The 22057-nt window shown below is 58.9% G+C and carries 18 protein-coding genes and 1 pseudogene; 14 read left to right on the forward strand and 5 right to left on the reverse strand.

Annotation, left to right across the window (positions count from 1 at the left end; genetic code table 11):
- Positions 1-82: 82 nt before the first annotated feature.
- A complete protein-coding gene (secA, locus tag ACYZT5_RS17905; protein ID WP_462046736.1) occupies positions 83-2815 on the reverse strand; it encodes a preprotein translocase subunit SecA in 2733 nt (910 codons plus the stop codon).
- Between the two features lie 307 nt (positions 2816-3122).
- On the opposite strand from secA, the gene ACYZT5_RS17910 reads away from it, so the two are divergent.
- Entirely contained in the window at positions 3123-3578 is a 456-nt protein-coding gene (locus ACYZT5_RS17910) for a DUF721 domain-containing protein (protein WP_008147416.1), read from the forward strand.
- Positions 3579-3701: 123 nt separating this feature from the next.
- Here the strand turns inward: ACYZT5_RS17910 and ACYZT5_RS17915 are convergent, their stop codons facing one another.
- Positions 3702-5189 carry a helicase HerA-like domain-containing protein gene (locus ACYZT5_RS17915; protein WP_462046737.1) on the reverse strand — a complete coding sequence of 496 codons (1488 nt, stop codon included), beginning with the start codon at positions 5187-5189 and terminating at the stop codon, positions 3702-3704.
- Between the two features lie 332 nt (positions 5190-5521).
- On the opposite strand from ACYZT5_RS17915, the pseudogene ACYZT5_RS17920 reads away from it, so the two are divergent.
- The 5 genes and pseudogenes from ACYZT5_RS17920 to ACYZT5_RS17940 form a co-directional block, all read left to right on the forward strand.
- Positions 5522-6361: pseudogene (locus ACYZT5_RS17920) on the forward strand (HAMP domain-containing protein); the annotation flags it as partial.
- A 141-nt stretch (positions 6362-6502) separates the two neighbouring features.
- Positions 6503-7267 (forward strand): methyl-accepting chemotaxis protein, encoded by a 765-nt coding sequence (locus ACYZT5_RS17925; RefSeq protein WP_462052267.1) that lies wholly within the window; start codon positions 6503-6505, stop codon positions 7265-7267.
- Between the two features lie 190 nt (positions 7268-7457).
- Positions 7458-8579, forward strand: coding sequence for a glycosyltransferase family 4 protein (locus tag ACYZT5_RS17930; RefSeq protein ID WP_462046738.1), 1122 nt, complete (start codon positions 7458-7460; stop codon positions 8577-8579).
- Complete coding sequence (locus tag ACYZT5_RS17935) at positions 8572-9348, forward strand: DUF2334 domain-containing protein (protein ID WP_462046739.1); 777 nt, start codon at positions 8572-8574, stop codon at positions 9346-9348. The genes ACYZT5_RS17930 and ACYZT5_RS17935 overlap by 8 nt, the downstream gene beginning before the upstream one ends.
- Positions 9345-10340, forward strand: a complete 996-nt coding sequence (locus ACYZT5_RS17940; RefSeq protein WP_462046740.1) for a lysylphosphatidylglycerol synthase transmembrane domain-containing protein — start codon at positions 9345-9347, stop codon at positions 10338-10340. Before ACYZT5_RS17935 ends, ACYZT5_RS17940 begins: the two co-directional genes overlap by 4 nt.
- Here ACYZT5_RS17940 and ACYZT5_RS17945 read toward each other — a convergent pair.
- The gene (locus ACYZT5_RS17945) at positions 10327-10503 is read right to left on the reverse strand and encodes a hypothetical protein (protein WP_462046741.1); all 177 of its coding nucleotides are present in this window, start codon (positions 10501-10503) and stop codon (positions 10327-10329) included. The genes ACYZT5_RS17940 and ACYZT5_RS17945 overlap by 14 nt on opposite strands.
- A 235-nt stretch (positions 10504-10738) precedes the next feature.
- Between ACYZT5_RS17945 and ACYZT5_RS17950 the strand changes: the two genes are divergently transcribed.
- Complete coding sequence (locus tag ACYZT5_RS17950; RefSeq protein ID WP_462046742.1) at positions 10739-11908, forward strand: IS4 family transposase; 1170 nt, start codon at positions 10739-10741, stop codon at positions 11906-11908.
- A 56-nt stretch (positions 11909-11964) separates the two neighbouring features.
- Here the strand turns inward: ACYZT5_RS17950 and purU are convergent, their stop codons facing one another.
- Complete coding sequence (gene purU, locus ACYZT5_RS17955) at positions 11965-12813, reverse strand: formyltetrahydrofolate deformylase (protein WP_074879520.1); 849 nt, start codon at positions 12811-12813, stop codon at positions 11965-11967.
- Between the two features lie 339 nt (positions 12814-13152).
- Between purU and mvaT the strand changes: the two genes are divergently transcribed.
- Positions 13153-13530: a histone-like nucleoid-structuring protein MvaT gene (gene mvaT / locus ACYZT5_RS17960; RefSeq protein ID WP_007933316.1), complete on the forward strand. Its 378-nt coding sequence runs from the start codon at positions 13153-13155 to the stop codon at positions 13528-13530.
- A 101-nt stretch (positions 13531-13631) separates the two neighbouring features.
- Here mvaT and sbcB read toward each other — a convergent pair whose 3' ends face one another.
- Complete coding sequence (gene sbcB, locus ACYZT5_RS17965; RefSeq protein ID WP_462046743.1) at positions 13632-15062, reverse strand: exodeoxyribonuclease I; 1431 nt, start codon at positions 15060-15062, stop codon at positions 13632-13634.
- 183 nt (positions 15063-15245) lie between these two features.
- On the opposite strand from sbcB, the gene ACYZT5_RS17970 reads away from it, so the two are divergent.
- From ACYZT5_RS17970 to ACYZT5_RS17995, 6 genes are read left to right on the forward strand one after another with little or no spacing between them, the layout of a single operon-like run.
- Positions 15246-15971 (forward strand): RDD family protein, encoded by a 726-nt coding sequence (locus ACYZT5_RS17970; RefSeq protein ID WP_462046744.1) that lies wholly within the window; start codon positions 15246-15248, stop codon positions 15969-15971.
- The gene (locus ACYZT5_RS17975) at positions 15968-16945 is read left to right on the forward strand and encodes a stage II sporulation protein M (RefSeq protein ID WP_462046745.1); all 978 of its coding nucleotides are present in this window, start codon (positions 15968-15970) and stop codon (positions 16943-16945) included. The genes ACYZT5_RS17970 and ACYZT5_RS17975 overlap by 4 nt, the downstream gene beginning before the upstream one ends.
- Positions 16932-18476, forward strand: coding sequence for a DUF4129 domain-containing protein (locus ACYZT5_RS17980; protein WP_462046746.1), 1545 nt, complete (start codon positions 16932-16934; stop codon positions 18474-18476). Before ACYZT5_RS17975 ends, ACYZT5_RS17980 begins: the two co-directional genes overlap by 14 nt.
- Complete coding sequence (locus tag ACYZT5_RS17985; protein ID WP_462046747.1) at positions 18473-19636, forward strand: DUF4350 domain-containing protein; 1164 nt, start codon at positions 18473-18475, stop codon at positions 19634-19636. The genes ACYZT5_RS17980 and ACYZT5_RS17985 overlap by 4 nt, the downstream gene beginning before the upstream one ends.
- On the forward strand, positions 19633-20634 hold the full coding sequence (locus tag ACYZT5_RS17990) for an AAA family ATPase (protein ID WP_462046748.1): 1002 nt from the start codon (positions 19633-19635) through the stop codon (positions 20632-20634). Before ACYZT5_RS17985 ends, ACYZT5_RS17990 begins: the two co-directional genes overlap by 4 nt.
- On the forward strand, positions 20631-21962 hold the full coding sequence (locus ACYZT5_RS17995) for a DUF58 domain-containing protein (protein WP_462046749.1): 1332 nt from the start codon (positions 20631-20633) through the stop codon (positions 21960-21962). Before ACYZT5_RS17990 ends, ACYZT5_RS17995 begins: the two co-directional genes overlap by 4 nt.
- Positions 21963-22057: the final 95 nt, after the last annotated feature.

Consider the following 22057-nt stretch of genomic DNA (forward strand, 5'->3'; position numbering starts at 1 on the left):
GAAGAACGGTGGTTTAAATGGCAAAACGCCGCGACGGCATAAGCCGGTCGCGGCGCGGGTATTTCAGCGTATGAAACGGGTTTTACTGGATCTGCCCGTGGCAATGCTTGAACTTCTTGCCCGAACCGCAATAGCAAAGCTCGTTACGGCCCAGCTTCTGTTCATTGCGTACCGGAGCGGTGGCAAGGGCCACATCGACCTCTTCACCCAGCAGTTCTTGCTCAAGACCCGGTGCTTCGTCGTGCTGGAACTGCATGCGCGCCGCCAGTGCTTCGGCTTCCTGACGCAGGCGTTGTTCTTCTTCGATCGGATCTTCGCGGCGAACCTGAACGTGGGACAGCACACGGATCGAGTCGCGCTTGATCGAATCCAGCAGCTCGGAGAACAGCGTGAAGGACTCGCGCTTGTACTCTTGCTTCGGGTTCTTCTGTGCATAACCACGCAAGTGGATGCCGTGACGCAGGTGATCCATGGTCGACAGGTGGTCTTTCCACAGGTCGTCGAGCACACGCAGAACGATTTGCTTCTCGAAGGTGCGCAGCGCTTCGGCGCTCGCCTGCTCTTCTTTCTCGTTGTACGCGGCTAGCAGCTCGGCCATGAGCTTCTCGCGCAGGGTTTCTTCGTACAGGTGGTCGTCTTCGTCGAGCCATTGCTGGATCGGCAACGCCACACCGAAGTCGCTCTGCAACGCCGCTTCCAGACCGGCCACGTCCCACTGCTCAGGCAGCGATTGCGGTGGAATGTGCGCGCTGACCGTGGCGTTGAGCACGTCCTGACGGAAGTCGGCGATGGTTTCGCCGATGTTGTCGGCGGCCAACAAACTGTTACGCATGTGATAGATCACTTTACGTTGTTCGTTGTTGACGTCGTCGAACTCGAGCAGTTGCTTACGAATGTCGAAGTTGCGGCCTTCAACCTTGCGCTGCGCCTTCTCGATGGCGTTGGTCACCATGCGGTGCTCGATCGCCTCACCAGGCTGCATGCCTAGGGCCTTCATGAAGTTCTTCACCCGATCAGAGGCGAAGATGCGCATCAGGCTGTCTTCCAGCGACAGGTAGAAACGGCTGGAACCGGCGTCACCCTGACGACCGGCACGACCACGCAGCTGGTTGTCGATACGGCGCGATTCGTGACGCTCGGACGCAATCACCTGCAAACCGCCCGACTCGAGCACTTGCTGGTGACGTTTCTGCCAGTCGGCCTTGATCTGGGCAATCTGCTCAGGGGTCGGGTCTTCCAGGGTTGCCACTTCCACTTCCCAGTTACCGCCCAACAGGATGTCGGTACCACGACCGGCCATGTTGGTGGCGATGGTCAGTGCGCCTGGGCGACCGGCCTGGGCAATGATCTCGGCTTCTTTTTCGTGGAACTTGGCGTTCAGGACCTTGTGTTCGATGCCTTCCTTCTCGAGAAGATTGGACATGTGCTCGGACGTTTCGATGGTTGCAGTACCCACCAGCACAGGACGGCCCTGGGTCATGCATTCCTTGATGTCGTTGATGATCGCCGCGTATTTCTCTTCGGCGGTCAGGAACACCAGGTCGTTGTAGTCTTTACGCGCCAGCGGTTTGTTCGGCGGGATAACCATCACCGCCAGACCGTAGATCTGGTGGAATTCGAACGCTTCGGTGTCAGCGGTACCGGTCATGCCGGACAGCTTGTTGTACAGACGGAAGTAGTTCTGGAACGTGGTCGAGGCCAGGGTCTGGCTTTCAGCCTGAATGTTCAGGTTTTCCTTGGCTTCGATAGCCTGGTGCAGGCCTTCGGACAGACGGCGACCCGGCATGGTACGACCGGTGTGTTCGTCTACCAGAACGACCTGGCCATCCTGCACGATGTATTCGATGTTGCGATTGAACAGCTTGTGCGCACGCAGACCAGCATAAACGTGGGTCAGCAGACCGAGGTTGTGCGCCGAATACAGGCTCTCGCCTTCAGCCAGCAGGCCAACGCGGGTCAGCATGTCTTCGATGAACTGGTGACCGGCTTCGTTGAGCTCGACCTGACGGGTCTTCTCGTCGACGGTGTAATGGCCAGCCTTGGTGACTTCGCCTTCAACTTCTTCGACGTGCAGTTGCAGCTGCGGGATCAGTTTGTTGATCTCGATGTACAGCTTGGAGCTGTCCTCGGCCTGACCGGAAATGATCAGCGGGGTACGGGCTTCGTCGATGAGGATGGAGTCGACTTCGTCGATCACGGCAAAATTGAGTTCGCGCTGGAATTTTTCTTCCATGCTGAACGCCATGTTGTCGCGCAGGTAGTCGAAACCGTATTCGTTGTTGGTACCGTAGGTGATGTCGGCAGCATAGGCCGCACGTTTCTCTTCCGGCGGCTGGAACGGCGTTACCACGCCGACCGTCATTCCGAGGAATTCGTAGAGCGGACGCATCCAGTTGGCGTCACGACGGGCCAGGTAGTCGTTCACCGTCACAACGTGCACGCCCTTGCCGGACAGCGCGTTGAGGTAAACGCCCAGTGTTGCCACCAGGGTCTTGCCTTCACCGGTACGCATTTCCGCGATCATGCCTTCATGCAAGGTCATGCCGCCGATCAGCTGGACATCGAAGTGGCGCATACCCATGACGCGCTTACCGGCTTCGCGGGCGACCGCAAAGGCTTCTGGCAGCAGCTTGTCGAGGGTTTCCCCTTTGGCGATGCGGGCCTTGAACTCATCTGTCTTGGCACGCAATTGATCGTCCGAAAGGGCCACCATTTGCTCTTCGAAGGCATTGACGAGTTGCACCGTCTTGAGCATGCGTTTGACTTCACGCTCGTTCTTGCTTCCAAAAAGTTTCTTTAACAAAGGCGCAAACATATCGGCAGGATCTTCCACACTAAAGGGATGGAGGGCGGCCCCGTGAGTCGCCCGTGCAGCCCTCATGGCCGCATGCGAACGAGCATTCTACCCGGAAACGATGGTGAGGAAAGTGGCGTTATTCCACGATGCTGGCACAGCGCTGTGACGGGGCTCACTTAAAATAAGGGCTTTTTGCTGAACTTCAAGCCATTCACGGCACAAGTTACTTGTTGATTTAATGGGTAAAGCGCTCGCAAAGCAATGGGTCGGGTGCATGGGGTGCTTTCTGCTACCATGGCGTCTCTGTTACTTCAGGTGTCTGATCATGGCATTTCGCCCTCTTACGGCCAGAGCACCCGCCGTTCTGCTTCGCGAAGCCAAACCGCTGAAAGCCATCTTCGGCCACGCTCAACGCCTGGGTCATTTACAACGTCTGCTGGAAAGCCAATTGCAGCCCGCCGCCCGCGAGCATTGCCATGTGGCGTCGTGGCGCGAAGGCAGTTTGTTGCTGATAGTGACCGACGGTCATTGGGCAACCCGCCTGCGCTATCAACAAAAACGTCTGCAACGGCAATTGCAGATGTTCGACGAATTCGCCAGTTTGACGCGGATTCTGTTCAAGGTTCAACCGCCGACCGTTCAGCAAGGGGCGGCTGGCCATACCATCAGCTTGTCGACCGACGCAGGCGCGACCATTCAGGCCACGGCCGATGGGATCAGCGACCCGAATCTGCGGGCGGCGCTGGAGCGCCTTGCGGCGCACGCAAAACCCAAAACCTGACCCTTCTTACCGATCGTTCCCACGCTCTGCGTGGGAATGCCTCATGTGACGCTCTGCGTCACGCTTTGGGACGCGGAGCGTCCCTGGCTGCATTCCCCGCAGAGCGTGGGAACGATCAATGACTCAGCGGCGTTTGCTGCCACCGAGTAGCGAGCCCATTAGACCGCGTACCAACTGTCGGCCCAATTGATTGGCCGCCTGTCGCATCGCTGATTTCAGTGCCTGCCCTGCCGCGGTGCCGAGGAATTCTCCGGCCTTGTCGGTGAAGCTTGGCTCTTCGGCTGCCGGTTTGCCCGGAACAGCGTCAGGCTCTGGCGCCAGACCTTTGCGTCCCATCAGCACTTCATATGCCGACTCACGATCGATCGGTTTGTCATAACTTCCCTGCAACGGCGAACTGGCGATCAATCCCGTACGTTCGGCTTCGCTCAGTGGCCCGATCCGCGATTGCGGCGGCGCAACCAACACCCGTTGAACCATTTCCGGCGTGCCCTTTTCCTGCAAAGTGCCGACCAGCGCCTCGCCGATCCCAAGCTCGGTCAGCACCGACAAGGCATCGAACGCCGGGTTCGGCCGGAAGCCCTCGGCCACCGCTCGCAGGGATTTCTGCTCCTTGGCAGTGAACGCGCGCAAGCCATGCTGAATGCGCAGGCCGAGCTGAGCCAGCACGTCATCCGGCAAGTCGCCCGGCGATTGGGTGACGAAATACACGCCAACGCCTTTCGAGCGAATCAGTCGCACCACCTGCTCAAGGCGATCCTGCAACGCCTTTGGCGTACCCGCGAACAATAAATGCGCTTCATCGAAAAACAGCGCCAGCAGTGGTTTGTCCGAATCGCCGCGCTCTGGCAATTGCTCGAACAGTTCGGCCAGCAGCCACAACAGGAACGTCGCGTAGACCTTCGGCGCTTCGTGCACCAGACGGCTGGCATCGAGCAAGTGAATGCGCCCGCGGCCATCGGCGGTCGGCTGCAGAATGTCTTCGAGTTGCAGCGCCGGCTCGCCGAACAGCGCTTCTGCGCCCTGCTGCTCCAGGGTCGCCAGACGCCGCAACAGTGCCTGACTGGAACCGGTGGTCATCAGCGCGGCGTCGTCACCGAGCAATTCGGGGTTGTCGCGCAGGTGATTGAGCAGTGCCTTCAGATCCTTGAGGTCCAGCAGCAACAGCCCTTCACGATCCGCCACCTTGAAGGCGGCATACAACGCCGACTGCTGACTGTCGGTCAGTTCCAGCAGGCTGCCCAGCAACAACGGCCCCATTTCGCTCAAGGTTGTACGCAATGGATGACCGGACTGACCGTGAATGTCCCACAGGGTCACCGGATACGCTTGAGGCGTGTGGTTCAGCCAGGGCATCCCGGCAATCCGCTCGGCGATCTTGCCTTGAGGATTGCCGGCGGCGCCCAGACCGCACAGGTCACCCTTGATATCGGCGGCAAACACCGCCACGCCGGCATCGCTGAATGCTTCGGCCATCCGTTGCAAGGTGACGGTTTTGCCCGTCCCGGTAGCGCCCGCGACCAAACCATGACGGTTCGCCAGACGCATGGCCTGGGCAATCGGCTGCCCGGCGAGATCGGCACCGATAACGAGTTTCAATGAATCAGGCATTTGGTCACCCATGGTTAATCTTTGATCCTTCACGGCCGATAGAAATAAGCGAGAGACCCAACTGAAAGCAAGGTCCGACATTCCCCATGGAGAGCAGGAATTACCGACTCGCTCCATTGCGCACTCATTTTGCGCGCATTAACAGCAACACGCCCCGAACAATAAGACCTTAGCGGACACCCCGAGCCATGAACAAAAATCTGCGCTTCAGCCATAAAATCCTGCTTGCCGCCGCCCTTATCGTCATTGCAGCCTTCGCCTCGTTCACGCTGTACAACGACTATTTACAGCGCAACGCCATTCGCGAAGACCTGGATAACTACCTCAATGAGATGGGAGACGTCACCGCCAACAACATCCAGACCTGGCTGGCCGGCCGTATCCTGCTGATCGACAACCTCGCACAGAACATCGCCATCAACCCCGAACAGGCCACCGTTTCCAGCCTGCTTGAGCAGAAAGCACTGACGTCGACCTTCATGGCGTCCTACCTGGGCGACGCCACCGGCCACTTCACCATCCGCCCGGATGCGAAGATGCCCGATGGCTTCGACCCACGGGTTCGCCCTTGGTACAAAGGCGCGCAAAGCAGCAGCACCGCAACCCTGACTGAACCCTACATCGACGCGGCCACCGGCCAGACCATCATCTCGATCGCCACCGCCTCGAAAAAGGCCGGGCAAAGCGTCGGTGTGGTGGGCGGCGACCTGAGCCTGCAAACCCTGATCGACACCCTCAGCGCCCGCGACTTCGACGGCATGGGTTATGCCTTTCTGGTGAGCGCCGACGGCAAGATTCTGGTACACCCGGACAAAGCCATGGTGATGAAGTCCCTGAGCGAGGCGTACCCGAAAAATACCCCGCGCATCAGCGGCGACTTCAGTGAAGTCGAGGTCGACGGCAAAACCCGCATCGTCACCTTCACCCCCATCAAAGGCCTGCCATCGGTCAACTGGTACATCGGTCTGTCGGTGGATAAAGACAAAGCCTTCTCGATGCTCAGCGAATTCCGCGCCTCGGCGGTCGTCGCGACGGTCATTGCCGTGGCCATCATCATCGCCCTGTTGGGCATGCTGATCCGTATCCTGATCCAGCCGCTGCACGTCATGACCCGCGCCATGGCCGACATCGCCGACGGTGAAGGCGACCTGACCAAACGCCTGACCATTCAGAACAACGACGAATTCGGTGTCCTCGGCACCGCGTTCAACCGTTTCGTGGAACGCATTCACGGTTCGATCCGCGAAGTGTCGTCGGCCACCGGGCAAGTCAACGAAGTGGCTCTGCGTGTAGTGGCTGCTTCGAACTCATCGATGTTCAACTCCGACCAACAGGCTTCGCGCACCAGCAGCGTGGCCGCGGCGATCAACCAGCTCGGCGCCGCCGCTCAGGAAATCGCCCGTAACGCAGCGCAAGCATCGAGTCAGGCCAGCGATGCCCGCAGCCTCGCCGAAGACGGCCAGCAAGTGGTGGACCGCAGCATTGCCGCGATGAATCAGCTGTCGAGCATGCTCAGCGCCTCGAGCACCAACATTGAATCGCTGAACAGCAAAACCGTGAACATCGGACAAATTCTCGAAGTGATCACCAGCATCTCCCAGCAAACCAACCTACTGGCGCTCAACGCAGCCATCGAAGCGGCGCGTGCCGGTGAGGCCGGACGTGGTTTTGCCGTGGTTGCAGACGAGGTTCGTAACCTGGCGCACCGCACTCAGGAATCGGCGCAACAGGTGCAGACCATGATCGAGGAGCTGCAAGTGGGCGCCCGTGAATCCGTCAGCACCATGAGCGACAGCCAGCGCCACAGTCAGGACAGCGTCGTAATCGCCAACCTGGCCGGCGAGCGTTTGAACAGCGTGACGTTGCGTATTGGCGAGATTGACGGGATGAACCAGTCGGTGGCGACGGCGACTGAGGAACAGACGGCTGTGGTGGAGTCGATCAACGTCGACATTACCGAGATCAACACACTGAATCAGGAAGGTGTGGAAAACCTGCAGTCGACGTTGCGGGCGTGTTCGGACCTTGAGCAGCAGGCTGCGCGGTTGAAACAGTTGGTAGGTAGTTTCCGTATCTAGTGTCTGAATTGGCCCTTTCGCGGCAAGCCTCGCTCCTACAGGTTCACACCAACCCCTGTAGGAGCGAGGCTTGCCCGCGAAGGCGATTGCTCAAACATCACAAACCTCGCTGACACCCCCGCCACAAAACCCCAACCGAACATCTATCCTTCATAAAGGTCAACCAAGGGAGCACAACGGACCCGGAGGGATGTTCATCGTGCATATCGCTGACATAACCATGTTCTACGCCCCTGCCAGCGGTGGCGTGCGCACTTATCTGGATGCAAAACACCGTCGCCTGAGCATCAAGCCGGGCATTCGCCACAGTCTGCTGATCCCTGGGGCTTACTTAAGTGAACAGGATGGCGTTTACACGGTTCCGGCCCCCGCCCTGCCCTTCGGCAAAGGCTATCGCTTTCCCCTCCGTCTCGCGCCCTGGCGCAATGTTCTGCAAGACTTACAGCCCGACCTGATCGAGGTCGGCGATCCCTACCTCACCGCATGGGCGGCCCTCGACGCCCGGCGGCAACTCGATGTCCCGGTCATAGGCTTTTATCACTCGGACCTGCCGCTGCTGGTCAGCAATCGCATGGGCAACTGGGTCACAACCAATGTCGAAGCCTATGTCAGCAAGCTCTATGGCAACTTCGATCGGGTTCTGGCGCCAAGCCAGGTCATGGCCGACAAACTGATCGGGCTGGGGGTGAAGAACGTTTTCGTTCAACCGCTGGGCGTCGACTTGCACACCTTCCATCCCAATGCCCGAGACCCGGGCCTGCGGGCCGAATTGGGCATCGATGAAAACACTCATTTGCTGATCTTCGCCGGGCGCGGTTCCAAGGAAAAAAACCTGCCGGTGCTGCTCGACTGCATGAAACGCCTGGGCCGACGCTATCACCTGTTGCTGGTAGGTTCGTCGATGCCGGCCGCAGTGCCCGACAACGTCACCGTGGTCGGTGAGTTCTGTCCGGCGGCACACGTGGCGCGATTGATGGCCAGCGCCGATGCGCTGCTGCATGCCGGCGATCAGGAAACCTTCGGCCTGGTGATTCTTGAAGCCATGGCCAGTGGCATTCCGGTGGTGGCCGTGGCGGCCGGGGCCTTTCAGGAAATCATCACCGATCAATGCGGCCTGCTCTGCCCGCCGAATAATCCATTGGCGATGGCCAGCGCGGTCCGCGAACTGTTCAGCTCGGGCAGCGTCGTTTTGGGCAAACAGGCCCGCGGCCATGTCGAGCGCCATTACTCTTGGGAGACGGTGGTCAACAGCCTGCTGGGGCATTATCACGCCGTACTCGGCAGCCACTGGCCGCTGACCGCCAATGGTTGAGCCCATGAACCCGCCCAGCCTGTTACTCGTTCTGCACGACGTCGCACCGCAAACCTGGGCCGATTATCAACCCTTTGTCGAAGCCGTCGACGCCCTGGGCGAGGTGCCGATGACCTGGCTGGTCGTGCCGAATTTGCACAAGCACAATGATCTGGAGGAGCATCCGGGATTTCGACGTTTGCTCACCAGCCGTATCGCCCGAGGTGACGAACTGGCATTGCACGGGTACTTTCATTGCGATGAAGAGCCCACTCCCAATACGCCACGAGACTGGTTCATGCGCCGGATTTACACCCACGAAGGCGAGTTTTACAGCCTGTCTCAAGAAGCCGCCCTTGCCCGCCTGCGGGCCGGCATCGAAGTGTTCCACCGTTATCACTGGCCGCTGGAGGGTTTTGTCGCCCCGGCCTGGTTGATGAGCGAAGGGACGCGCCAGGCCTTGCGCCAGTTACCCCTGAATTACACCAGCGATCCGCAGCATCTGTATCGTCTGCCGGACTTCACCGCAGTTGATGCTCCAGGCCTGGTCTGGAGTGCGCGAAGTGCCTGGCGCCGGGGGGTGTCGAAGCTCGTCAGCCATCAACGCGAACAACGCTGGCGGCACGCACCGGTGATTCGTCTCGGCCTGCACCCGGTCGATATGCGCCATGAGTTCTCGCGCACTTACTGGCTACAAACCCTCAAGCGCTTACTCGACGAGGGACGAGTGCCGATGACCAAGGCACACTGGCTGGCGCTGCAAAGTGACCGTATGGGTCGCGCCGCATGAGTCGCGGGATTCTGCTGCTCGTCGCGCTGCTCGCTGCAGTGTTGATTCCGTCGCTGCTGGGCGGTAACGAAACGTGGTATCGACTGCAAAGCTTTCCGCTGAAATGGTTGCTGATCATGTTCGGCATGATCCTGCTGTGCTGGGTGCTGAACACAATGCGCTTGCGCCTGTTGCTAGGGGATCAGCGCGACAAAGTGGGCCCGCTCAAAAGTCTCGGGGTGGTGATGGCCGCCGAATTCGCCTATTGCGCCACCCCCGGCGGTAGCGGCGGCCCGCTGACCATCATGGCGCTACTGGCGCGCAATGGCGTGCGTCCGGCCAGAGGCAGCGCCGTGTTTGCCATGGATCAACTGAGCGATTTACTGTTTTTTCTCTGCGCGCTGAGTGGGATCTTGATCTATGCGCTGTTCCAGCACCTCAGCCAACGCATGGAATGGCTGCTGACCGTCAGCGCCATTTCGATGTTCGGCGGGTTGCTCAGTTGTGTGGTGGTCGCCCGCTACCATCGAATGCTGATTCGCCTGAGCGGTCGGTTGCTCGCTCGCCTCAATGTCAAAACCACCACGCGCCTGCGCTGGGCGCGAAAACTCCTGCACTTCCTGGCAGCCTTTGCTGACACGCTGAAGTTGCCCTTTCAGACGTTGATTACGGTGTTTGCCCTGACCTGCCTGCATTGGGTCCTGCGTTATAGCGTGTTGTATCTGGCGTTGCGCGGGCTAGGGGCGGATTTGCAGTGGGCCTGGAGTTTTCTGATCCAGATGCTTTCGCTGAGCGCGGGGCAATTCAGCCTGTTGCCGGGCGGTGCCGGGGCAGCGGAGTTGACTTCGGCGGCGCTGCTGGCACCGATGGTGGGGAAATCCACCGCGGCGGCGGCGATTCTGATCTGGCGGGCGGTGACCTACTACTTCTACCTGGTGGTGGGTGGCCCGGTGTTTTTGCTGATGCTCGGGCGGCCGCTGCTGAAGAAGTTGATGAAATTCAAGCAGGCGTAGGCTTGTCGTCGGGTTCTTGCTGCAACTGATCCCACAACTCGGCAGCACCGGGAAACTCCGTACCGTCTTCGGGGTTCATGTCATCCGGGTCGTAGCGACTCAGACAGCCCTCCCCCAACGTGGCGGGGGCCCTGGAAGTGGCTTTGCCCAGTGGATCGGCCATGGTCATGTCCTCTATTTACCCAGATCGTTCCCACGTCGAGGCGTCGAACCGTCCGCGTGGGAATGCCGCCATGGACGCTCCGCGTCTGCTGTTGGGAAGTGACGCAGAGCGTCACGGGATGCATTCCCACGCAGAGCGTCACTAGTGTCCGGTAAAACACGAGGGGGGAGCTTGCTCCCCCTTGCTGTTGGCGGCTGTGAGGCATAATCGGACTTTTCAGACTCGATTTTGACTTATGTTTTCCAGCACCCGTTTAACCCAACTACTCAGTGCGATCCCGCGCCAGTTTTTCCAGCAATCCATCGAAACACACCAAGCTGATCGCTACGTCAAACGCTGCACGACCTGGCAATTGCTGGTAACACTGATCAGCGGCCATTTGACCCAAGCCTCAAGCCTGCGGTCCTTGGCGACTATCTCCGAAAATTTCGGCCCGCATAGCTACCATCTCAAAGCCGGCCCTATTGCCCGCTCGACAATGTCCGATGCCTTGAACAAGCGTGACTACCGGCCATTACAGGACCTTTGCGGGTACCTGATGAGCGCCGTCAGCCGCCAGCAGCGCAAGGAGGTCGGGGCTATGGTTAGCCTGATTGACTCCACGTCGATCAGCTTGCGCGGACCTCACTTCGATGGCTGGACAGCCGCGACGAAAACCCGCATCACCCAAGGCCTCAAAGTGCATGTCGGGCTGGATCTGGCGCAACTGGCCCCGGTGTACGTGAACATTACGCCTGCCAACGTCAACGACCTGAGCGATGCACTGGAAATGCCGATCCAGGCCGGCATGACGTATGTTTTCGACAAGGGCTACTGCGATTACAACTGGTGGCACAAGTTGCAGACCAAAGGTGCTTTTTTCGTCACCCGCCTGAAGAAAAACGCCAATATCAAAGTGCTGCATGAGCACTCGACCGTGACTGAGCAAAGCTCGGTCATGACCGATGAAGTTGTCCAGTTTGGCAAAAAACATTTGGCCGGCAAACGCCTGAACGACTACTGGGAAAAGTCGGTAAGACGCGTCGTGGTTGAGCGCGAGGGGCATGCGACCCCATTAGTTCTGGTGACCAACGACTTCACGAGGACAGCTGAAGAAATCGCGTCCTTGTACAAAGATCGTTGGCAGATCGAGCTATTTTTCAAGTGGATCAAACAACATCTGAAGCTCAAACGCTTTTATGCCTACTCCGAAAATGCGGTGCGTTTGCAGATTTACAGTGCCTTGATCAGCTATCTGTTACTGCAAATATTCCATCGTCGCTCAGGATTTACCGGCTCGTTGTTCGAGCTGACGGTTCGCATAGTTCATGTCCTGTTTGAACGACCCGAAACCCCAGTATTGAGGGATCGACGAAGGCAGGAGCGAGAAAAGTTGAAGGCTGCCCAAGGCAGCCTTCCGCTATGAAGCATGTTTACCGGACACTAGTGACGCAGAGCGTGGGAACGATCAGCAGCAGGCTATCAGAACACAACGGTTTTGTTGCCGTGCACCAGCACCCGATCTTCCAGGTGATAACGCAGACCACGGGCCAGCACCATCTTCTCGACGTCCCGACCGAAACGCACCATGTCGTCAATGCTGTCGCTGTGGCTGACGCGAACGACGTCCTGTTCGATGATCGGACCGGCATCCAGCTCTTCGGTCACGTAGTGGCAAGTCGCGCCGATCAACTTCACGCCCCGCATCGATGCCTGGTGATACGGCTTGGCACCGACGAACGACGGCAGGAAGCTGTGATGAATGTTGATGACCTTGTGAGCATATTCGCTGCACAACTCGGGTGGCAGGATTTGCATGTAACGGGCAAGTACGACCACTTCGGCATCGTGCTGTTTGACCAGGCGCGATACTTCGGCGAAGGCCGGCTCTTTATCCTGCGGATTGACCGGTACGTGGTAATACGGAATCCCGTGCCACTCGACCATGCTGCGCAAGTCGTCATGGTTGGAAATAACGCAGGAAATTTCGCAATCCAGCTCATCACTGTGCCAGCGGTGCAACAAGTCGGCGAGGCAGTGAGACTCGCGACTGGCCATCAGTACCACGCGCTTTTTCTGCTCGGTATCAGTGATGCGCCAGTTCATAGAGAACTCTTCGGCAATCGGTGCAAACGCTTCGCGAAAGGCATCGATACCGAAAGGCAGCGAATCGGCACGAATTTCGTGACGCATGAAGAACCATCCACTGAGATTGTCCGAGTGATGGCTCGCTTCAGTGATCCAGCCGTTATGTGACGCCAGAAAGTTACTGACTTTAGCAACGATGCCGACGCGGTCCGGGCAAGCAATCACCAGCCGAAAAGTGCGCATGAGGGTCAAACTCCAGAACTTCGCAAAGGCGGCCATTCTAGCGATTGCGCAGCAAAACTGCAGTATTGATGACGCCTTGCCCGGCACAAAGGTGGGCGACAGAGATTTTGCCGGCACCCACTGCCCGCGCGATGGTGCTCCTGCTGCCCATCTTCAAGTGCCTAATTGTGAGTATCTGTGATGACTGCATCACACTATTTAACTGCACCTGCAATTTATGCCCTATTCACCGTAACTAATTTAAATAAAACTCCGGTTAATGTTTACTTGATGAAACACCCTGACTATTATTGCCGCACTGTCACCTGCCATCCAGCGCCCCAACATAAGGTAGTCCTCATGTCCTTGATCAACGAATATCGCGCCACCGAAGAAGCTATCAAAGAGCTGCAAGCCCGTTTGAAGAACCTGTCCCAAGACGACAAACTGCAAACCGAGCTGGAATTCGAAGGCAAACTGCGCACCCTGATGGGCGAATACTCCAAGTCTCTGCGTGACATCATTGCGCTATTGGATCCAGAGTCCAAAACCAAAGCGCCACGCGGCGGTGCAGTAAAAACTACCGGCACCAAGCGTGCACGCAAAGTTAAGCAGTACAAAAACCCGCACAACGGCGAAGTCATCGAAACCAAAGGTGGCAACCACAAAACTCTGAAAGAGTGGAAAGCCAAGTGGGGCGGTGACGTGGTTGAAGGCTGGGCTACCCTGCTGGGCTAAGCCGCAGAGCTTGTCGCAGACTCATCCGCGACAAAAAAAAGAACGCCAGCAGATGCTGGCGTTTTTTTATGCCTGGCATTCAGCACCGGACATGTTCGTTTTCAAAGATTCAATCGTTTGCGCAATCCCTGGACATAATTCTGCCATTCATTCAGCACCTCCCGCTGAAACGATGTAGCACTAATGTTCCATTGGGCGGCGGCCTCTACAAAAGTGTCCAGCGTATTGGGCGCCCCCCATTCGGGTGCTGACAAACGTTGCTGACAGAATATTCGCCAGCGCTCTTGCTCTTCGAAACTCAACGTATCGGGGAAGTTGCGGGCGCGATATCGAAACAATAATTCAGGCAAGCGTTCATCATCGAAAGGCCATTGTTGTTGCGCTAATTGAGCAGGGTCGGCAGACCTGACTTGCTCACATAGACGCCGATCCCGGTCACCGATAAAACCATCGTATAACTGTTGCTCAGGGTCTTGGCTCGAGGTGAAATCTTCGCTGGCATAAATCGCCTGAACTTTATCTCGCCAAACTTTTTGTGCGTCACTTAGCCGCAGCGCACGCTCTTGGTAGAGCGACATATCCAACCCCAAACGTTGCTGATCTTCAGATCGAAGTACCGACAACGGCGCCACCACCGGGCATTTGTTGATGTGGATAAGTTTGAGCGGCACCGGTAACTCACCGTCGGCCAAGTCATCGCGGCGGGTATACAGCCGTTGGCGCAAGGTTTCGGCGTCAAGATCGAGCAAGCCCTGAGGATCCAGGTGCAGGTCACAGACAATCAAAGCGTTCTTATTGCGCGGATGCCAGGCCAGGGGCAGCACCACACCGACATAATTGCGTGCCGCCGAGAATCGCCCGGAGATGTGCACCATTGGCTGCAACAGCCGAATCTGATCCATCACCTTTTGTTTACCGCGCAACTGAAACAACCAGTCATACAACTTCGGCTGTTTTTCCCGGATCAGACGCGCCAGGGTGATGGTGGCGCGAACGTCCGACAGTGCTTCGTGAGCATTTCCGTGATCAATGCCATTGGCGGCGGTCAGTCGTTCGAGTTTGAGCGTAACCCGCCCCTCGTCGTCCTTCGGCCAAACGATGCCATCGGGGCGCAAGGCATACGCTGCACGCACCACATCAATCAGGTCCCAGCGGCTATTACCGCCCTGCCACTCGCGCGCGTAGGGGTCAAAAAAGTTTCGGTACAGGCTGTAACGGGTCATCTCGTCGTCGAAACGCAACGTGTTATACCCCGCCCCACACGTACCGGGCGCAGCGAGTTGGGCATGCACCCGGGTCATGAAATCAGCTTCGCTAAGGCCCTGCTCGGCCAGCCGGCCGGGGGTAATACCCGTAATCGCACAGGCCGCCGGATGGGGCAGGATATCTTCACTGGGCTGGCAGTAAAGGTTGACCGGCTCGTCTATTTCATTGAGATCGAAGTCAGTGCGAATCCCCGCCATTTGTAGCGGGCGGTCGCAACGGGGGTTGATGCCAGTGGTTTCATAGTCGTACCAGAAGATAGAGGTCACGGGCTATTCCTGAACTGAAGATCGGCGAAGTCTAGGCGTTCACATCCCGCCCCGGCCAGTAATCTCGTCATTCAACCACCTCTGGCCACTTACCGTGCAATACATAGTTATGTCGTTTTCCCCCGAGAGGCTGCTAGCATCGGCCGGACATCGAATCCCGAACAGGCCACATTAAGGTTGCCCATGCTCGAGACCACAGCACTGCCAAGGAAAGCGACGCTGTCCGCGCCACTGGATACGCGGTATCAAGTCGAAACGCCGGAAGGCATCGACTTGCCACTGCGCCCGGCCGGGTTGATGGTTCGAGCGCTGGCGTTCGCCATCGATCTCGGGCTGCGCGGGTTGATCCTGGGCCTGCTGTTTATCGTGTTGGCGTTTCTCGGCAAACTCGGTGCTGGGCTTGGCTCGATTCTGCTGTTCGTGGTGAGCTGGTGGTACATGGTGCTGTTCGAGGTGCTCAATCAGGGCCGCTCGCCGGGCAAACAGTGGATGGGCCTTCGGGTGGTGCAGGACGACGGTACCCCGATTAGTTGGTCCGCTTCGCTGTTGCGCAACCTGTTGCGATTCGTCGACCTGTTGCCGTTTGGCTACTTCCTCGGGGCCATCAGCTGCCTGCAACACCCCACCTTCAAACGCCTCGGCGACCTGGCCGCCGGCACGCTGGTAATCTACCGCGAACAACCGTTGACCCGACCGCAACTGCCCGACGTCCAGCCTCGGCGCCCGGCCTTTGCCCTGACGCTGCTCGAACAACGCGCCATTCTTGGGTTTGCCGAACGCCAGGGCGAACTCTCCGAAGCGCGGACGAACGAACTTGCGTCCATCCTTGCCCAACCGTTGCAGGTCTCCGCGCCACGCGCCGTGGCGGAACTCAACGGCATCGCCCGTGGCTTGTTGGGGCCCGCATGAAGCAAAGCCTTTTCGAAAATCGCCACAAGGCCGAATGGGAGCAGTTTTCCCTGATGCTCGAACAACTGGAGCGAGGCAAGGAAACCTCACGGATCGCCAGTTTCCCGAAAGACTATCGACGGCTCTGCCAACAGTTGGCACTGGCTCAGGAACGCGGCTACAGCAGTTTCCTGATCGACTTCTTGCAGCAACACGTGCTGCGAGGGCATCAACAGCTTTATCGGCATCGCAGTCGACTGGGCGCCAACCTACTGAGCTTTATCCTTGCCGACTTCCCGCGCCTGGTGCGCGAACAATGGCGCTTTGTGCTCGCCGCCGGCCTGATGTTTTTTGGCAGCCTGATCGGCTTCGCGCTGCTGGTGTATCTGTTCCCGGACCTGGTCTACAACCTGATCCCGGCCGAGCAGGTCAACGAGATGCAGAGCATGTACGACCCGGTCGCCGGTCATTTGGGGCGTTCGGCGGAACGCGCCGCCAGTGAAGACTGGGTGATGTTCGGTTACTACATCATGCACAACATTGGTATCGCCTTTCAGACCTTCGCCAGCGGTTTGCTGTTTGGTCTGGGCAGCGCGTTTTTCCTGTTCTTCAACGGCTTGATGATCGGTGCGGTGGCCGGGCACCTGACGCACATCGGCTACGGGCAAACCTTCTGGTCATTCGTGATCGGTCACGGCGCGTTCGAACTGAGCGCCATTGCGCTGGCCGGTGCTGCCGGTCTGCAACTGGGCTGGGCATTGATCGCACCGGGACGCCTGCCCCGCGCCGAAGCGTTGCGACTGGCGGCACGCAAAAGCGTGTTGCTGATCTGCGGCGTCATGCTGTTTCTGCTGATTGCCGCGTTTATCGAAGCCTACTGGTCGTCGATGACCGCGCCGGCGCCCATGACCAAATATCTGGTGGGCGCGGCGCTTTGGTTGTTGGTGGCGACTTATCTGCTGTTTGCCGGACGAACCCGCCATGCGCCTGAGTGACGCCACGGTCGTGATCCGCCCGCGCACAACCTGGGAAGCCATGGACCTGGGCGTGCTGCTGAGCCAGCGCCATCGACGATTGCTGATGACCAGTTGGGCCATCGTCACCTTGCCGATCTTCGCCCTGCTCACCTTGATTCTGTGGGATTCACCCTCCCTCGCCGTGTTCATCTTCTGGTGGCTGAAACCGGCGTTCGAGCGACTGCCGTTGTACATTCTTTCCAAAGTAATGTTCGGTGAAACGCCCACATTGAAACAGGCGTTGCGCCAATGGCCGCACCTGCTCAAGCCACAACTGCTGGCCAGCCTGACCTGGCGACGGCTGAGCCTGAGCCGCAGTTTTGTGATGCCGGTGGTGCAACTCGAAGGGCTGAGTGGGCAGGCAAGACAACAGCGTTTGCGGGTGCTGCTACAGCGCAACGCCGGCGCGGCGCAGTGGCTGACGATCATCGGCGTGCATCTGGAAAGCGCGTTATGGATCGGCCTGATGGTGCTGTTCTATATGTTCTTGCCGCAACAGGTCGAACTCGACTGGAGCTGGCAGACCTTGATCACCGCCGCCACACAGGACTGGCGATGGCTGGAACACCTGACCAATACCTTTTACGTGCTGGTGCTGATTGTCTGGGAACCGATCTATGTGGCCTGCGGCTTCAGCCTTTATCTGAATCGGCGCACGGTGCTGGAGGCCTGGGATATCGAATTGGTATTCCGCCGATTGCGCCAACGCCTCAACACCACGGCGGTCACGCTGCTGCTGGCCGCGATACTGCTGGTGCCGGCCGCACCAAACGTCTGGGCCGACGAGCCGGTGATCACGCCGGACAGCCCACGCCTGCTGGATCAACCGCTGACCAGCCAGGCGTCCAAAGACAGCATCAAGAAAATTCTCGATCAGCCCCCGTTCAAGAACAAGGAAACGGTGACCCGCTATCGGTTTGGCGAAGACAAACCCGACACCCAAACACCGGATGACGGGAAAACACCTGAATGGTTGAAGGCCTTGGCCAGTCTGTTCGATAGCCAGCGTTTCGGCTTTCTCGCCACCTTGATTGAAGTGCTGCTGTGGGGCGCCGTGATGGGTGCCATCGGCTTGCTGATCTGGCGTTACCGCGACTGGTTGCAGGCGTTCGTCAGCCGTCGGCCGGCGTTAAACCGTAAAGTCGCACGACCATTGCTGCAGCAAGCTTTCGGTCTGGACCTGAATCGCGAAACCCTGCCCGCTGACATTGCAGCCAGCGCCGAAAGTCTCTGGCAAACCAACCCGCGCGCTGCCCTCGGGTTGCTCTATCGCGCCCTGCTCAGTCACTTGTTGCACGACCAAAACATAGCGCTGAAACCCGCCGACACAGAAGGCGAGGTGCTGCAACGCATCGAGCAATTGCACCAACCGGCCTTGCTGGCCTTCAGCAAAAACCTGACCGGGCACTGGCAGAATATGGCCTATGGGCATCGCCTGCCACCCGCGCATTTGCAACAGGAACTCTGTGACGGCTGGCGAACATTGTTCGGCCCGGGAGCGCCCCGTTGAGCCGGCGGTTGTGGCTTTGTGTCGGCGTATTCATCACCGTGCTGGTGTGCGTGCTGAGTGTTTATCTGTACCTGAAGGCCACGCCCTATCAGGCAGAAATCGATCACGGTCCATCCCCCGAAGCCCAGGCCAATCCCTATTTGGCCGCAGCGCATTTCCTGCGCAAACAGGGCCTGACCGTCAGCCACGCCAACAGCCTCGATATCCTGCCCACCCTCGATCCGCGTCAACACAGCCTGTTGTTGCTCGGCGACCGCTACAACATGACCCCGCGCCAGATTGATCAAGTGATGAACTGGACCCGGGCCGGCGGGCGCCTGTTGTTTGTTGCCCAGTCGCTTTGGGATGAAAAGACCGGCCAGAGCAATGATCTGCTGCTCGACCGAGTGCAGTTGCACCAGTCGCTGAGCAAAGACCTCAAGGACCCGCCGCCCACTATTCGCGACGACCCTTACCCCAAACTGACCAAGCTGTACCTGGAAGACGAAGACGCGCCGGCCTACGCCAGTTTCGATACCGCGTTCCATCTCGAAGACCCGAAAAACCTCGCGCAAGCCTGGGCCAACAGTGGCAAGGCCACGCACATGATGCAGCTGAACCACGGGCTCGGTTCGATCACCGTGGTCACCGACGCCGACCTGTGGAAAACCCCGGCCATCGACCAATACGACAACGCCTGGCTGCTCTGGTACCTGACCGCCGACACGAGCGTGACCCTGCTGTTCAACACCGATCACGACAGTCTGCTGACCTTGCTCCTGCGTAATTTCCCTCAGGCGTTGGTCGCCCTCATCGCCCTGATCGGTCTTGCGCTCTGGCATGTCGGAGTGCGCAATGGTCCGCTGCTGGAACCTGCGCCGAAAGGTCGCCGGCAACTTCAGGAACACCTGCGCGCCAGCGCCGATTTCATGTTGCGCCGCAACGGGCAGCAGCACCTGCTGCAAGCCTTGCAGCAAGACATCCTGCGTCGTGTGCGGCGCCGTCATCCCGGTTTCGAACAACTCGGCGTTGCCGAGCAATGGCTGGTGCTTGCCCGCCTGACCGGCCAACCCACACGCGCTATCAGCCAGGCCATGAGCCCGCGACCGAAACAGCGGCTGTCCAGCGCTGAATTCAGCCGTCAGGTCGCCCACCTGCAAACCTTGAGGAACACGCTATGAGTGAACAGATCGAGCCCGGCGTGCCATCCCACGCCGCCCAGCAACGCCAGCGCGCCAGTCAGTTGGCCCAGGCGGTGCGAACCGAATTGCAGAAAGCCGTGATCGGCCAAAACACAGTGATCGACGACGTCCTCACCGCCCTGATCGCTGGCGGCCATGTACTGCTCGAAGGCGTGCCGGGGTTGGGCAAAACCTTGTTGGTGCGCGCCCTCGCCCGCTGCTTCGGTGGCGAGTTCGCACGCATCCAGTTCACCCCCGACCTGATGCCCAGCGACGTGACCGGGCACGCGGTCTACGACTTGCAAACCGAGCAGTTCAAACTGCGCAAAGGCCCATTGTTCACCAACCTTTTGCTCGCTGACGAGATCAACCGCGCCCCGGCGAAAACCCAGGCCGCGCTGCTCGAAGCCATGCAGGAACGCCAAGTCACCCTCGAAGGGCGCGCCCTGCCCATCGTGCAACCGTTCATGGTGCTCGCCACACAAAACCCCATCGAACAGGAAGGGACTTATCCACTGCCCGAAGCCGAGCTCGATCGCTTCATGCTCAAGGTGCGCATGGACTATCCCGACGCCGATCAGGAGTTGAACATGGTCCGCCAGGTCAGCCGCTCGACCCGGGCTGACATGCTCGACGTGCAACCGTTGCGCACCGTGTTGCAGGCCAAAGACGTACTGGCCTTGCAGCGCATTGCCAGTGATCTGCCGCTTGACGATCAGGTCCTCGATTACGCCGTATGCCTGGCCCGCACCACCCGCACCTGGCCAGGCCTTACCCTCGGCGCCGGGCCGCGTGCCTCTATCGCGCTGGTGCGCTGCGCTCGGGCACGAGCCTTGTTGCGCGGTGGCGACTTCGTGATTCCGGATGACATCAAAGGCTGCGCCCTGGCGGTGTTGCGCCATCGGGTGCGCATTGCGCCGGAGCTGGACATTGAAGGGCTGGACGTCGATCAGGTGCTCAAGCAACTGCTCGATCAAGTCCCGGCGCCGCGTCTGTGAAACCCTCGCGCCTGCTGTTGATCTGGCTGGCGGTCCTGCTGGTCATCGGCATTGTGCTGGGCACTTTGCAGGCGCTGGATGTCGAGGTGCCTTCGAGCCTGTTGTCGATCAACTGGGGATTGCTCCTCGCGCTGCTGGCGCTGGCGACGCTCGACGCCATCCGCCTCAAACGCCTGCCCTCGCCGCGCGTGCAACGACAGATGCCCGGCAGTCTGGCGCTTGGTCGCTGGAGCGAAGTGCGGCTGGAGGTCGAACACGATTTCGCTCAGTCCATGACCCTCCAGATCTTCGACCACGTACCAAATGGCCTGAGCTTCGAAAACCTGCCGCTGTCAGTCGAGCTGCAACCCGGCCAACGCAGCCTGATCGGCTATCGCCTGCGCCCACTCAAGCGCGGCCATTTCAGCTTCGAACACTGCGAAATTAATCTGCCAAGCCCCCTGGTCCTGTGGTCAGGCAAACGCCTGATCGACATCACGGATCACACCCGCGTCTACCCCGACTTCGCCCGCCTCTATGGCGGCCAGTTGCTGGCGGTCGACAACTGGCTCAGCCAGCTCGGCGTGCGCCAACGCCAACGTCGCGGCCAAGGCCTGGAATTTCATCAACTGCGCGAATTCCGCGAAGGCGACAGCCTGCGCCAGATCGACTGGAAGTCCACCGCCCGGCACCGCACGCCGATTGCTCGCGAGTATCAGGACGAGCGCGATCAGCAGATTATTTTCATGCTTGATTGCGGTCGGCGGATGCGCAGTCAGGATGGCGAACTGGCGCATTTCGACCATGCGCTGAATGCTTGCTTGCTGCTCAGTTATGTAGCGCTGCGACAGGGCGATGCGGTGGGTTTGAGCACCTTCGCCAGCGATCAGCCGCGTTATCTCGCACCGGTCAAAGGCTCAGGGCAGCTCAAGGTGTTGCTCAACAGTGTTTACGATCTCGATAGCACGCAACGTCCTGCGGATTATCCGGCCGCCGTCAATCAACTGCTCGCTCGGCAAAAACGCAGGGCATTAGTGGTGCTGGTGACTAATTTGCGGGATGAGGATGATGAAGAACTGCTGACTGCCGTTAAACGCCTGAGCCTGCAACATCGCGTATTGGTAGCGAGCCTGCGGGAAACCGTGTTGGACGACCTACGCCAACGCCCAGTGCAGACGCTGGACGATGCACTGACCTATTGCGCGACGGTGGATTACCTGAATGCCCGGGCAGAACTCCATGAGCAATTGAAGGCTCAGGGAGTTCTGGTGATGGATGAAAGACCCTCAGACCTGGGGACCGGTTTGGTGACCCGATATTTAGCCTGGAAGAAACAAGGAACTTCTTGAACCTTTGACGACGCACCTTCATTACCGGTGTAAATACAATGCCAGACACACTTTTCTGAAGCCATCAATCGACGCCATCATCGTACTTATCGTGA

The sequence above is a fragment of the Pseudomonas sp. LB3P14 genome (genome assembly GCF_054898045.1).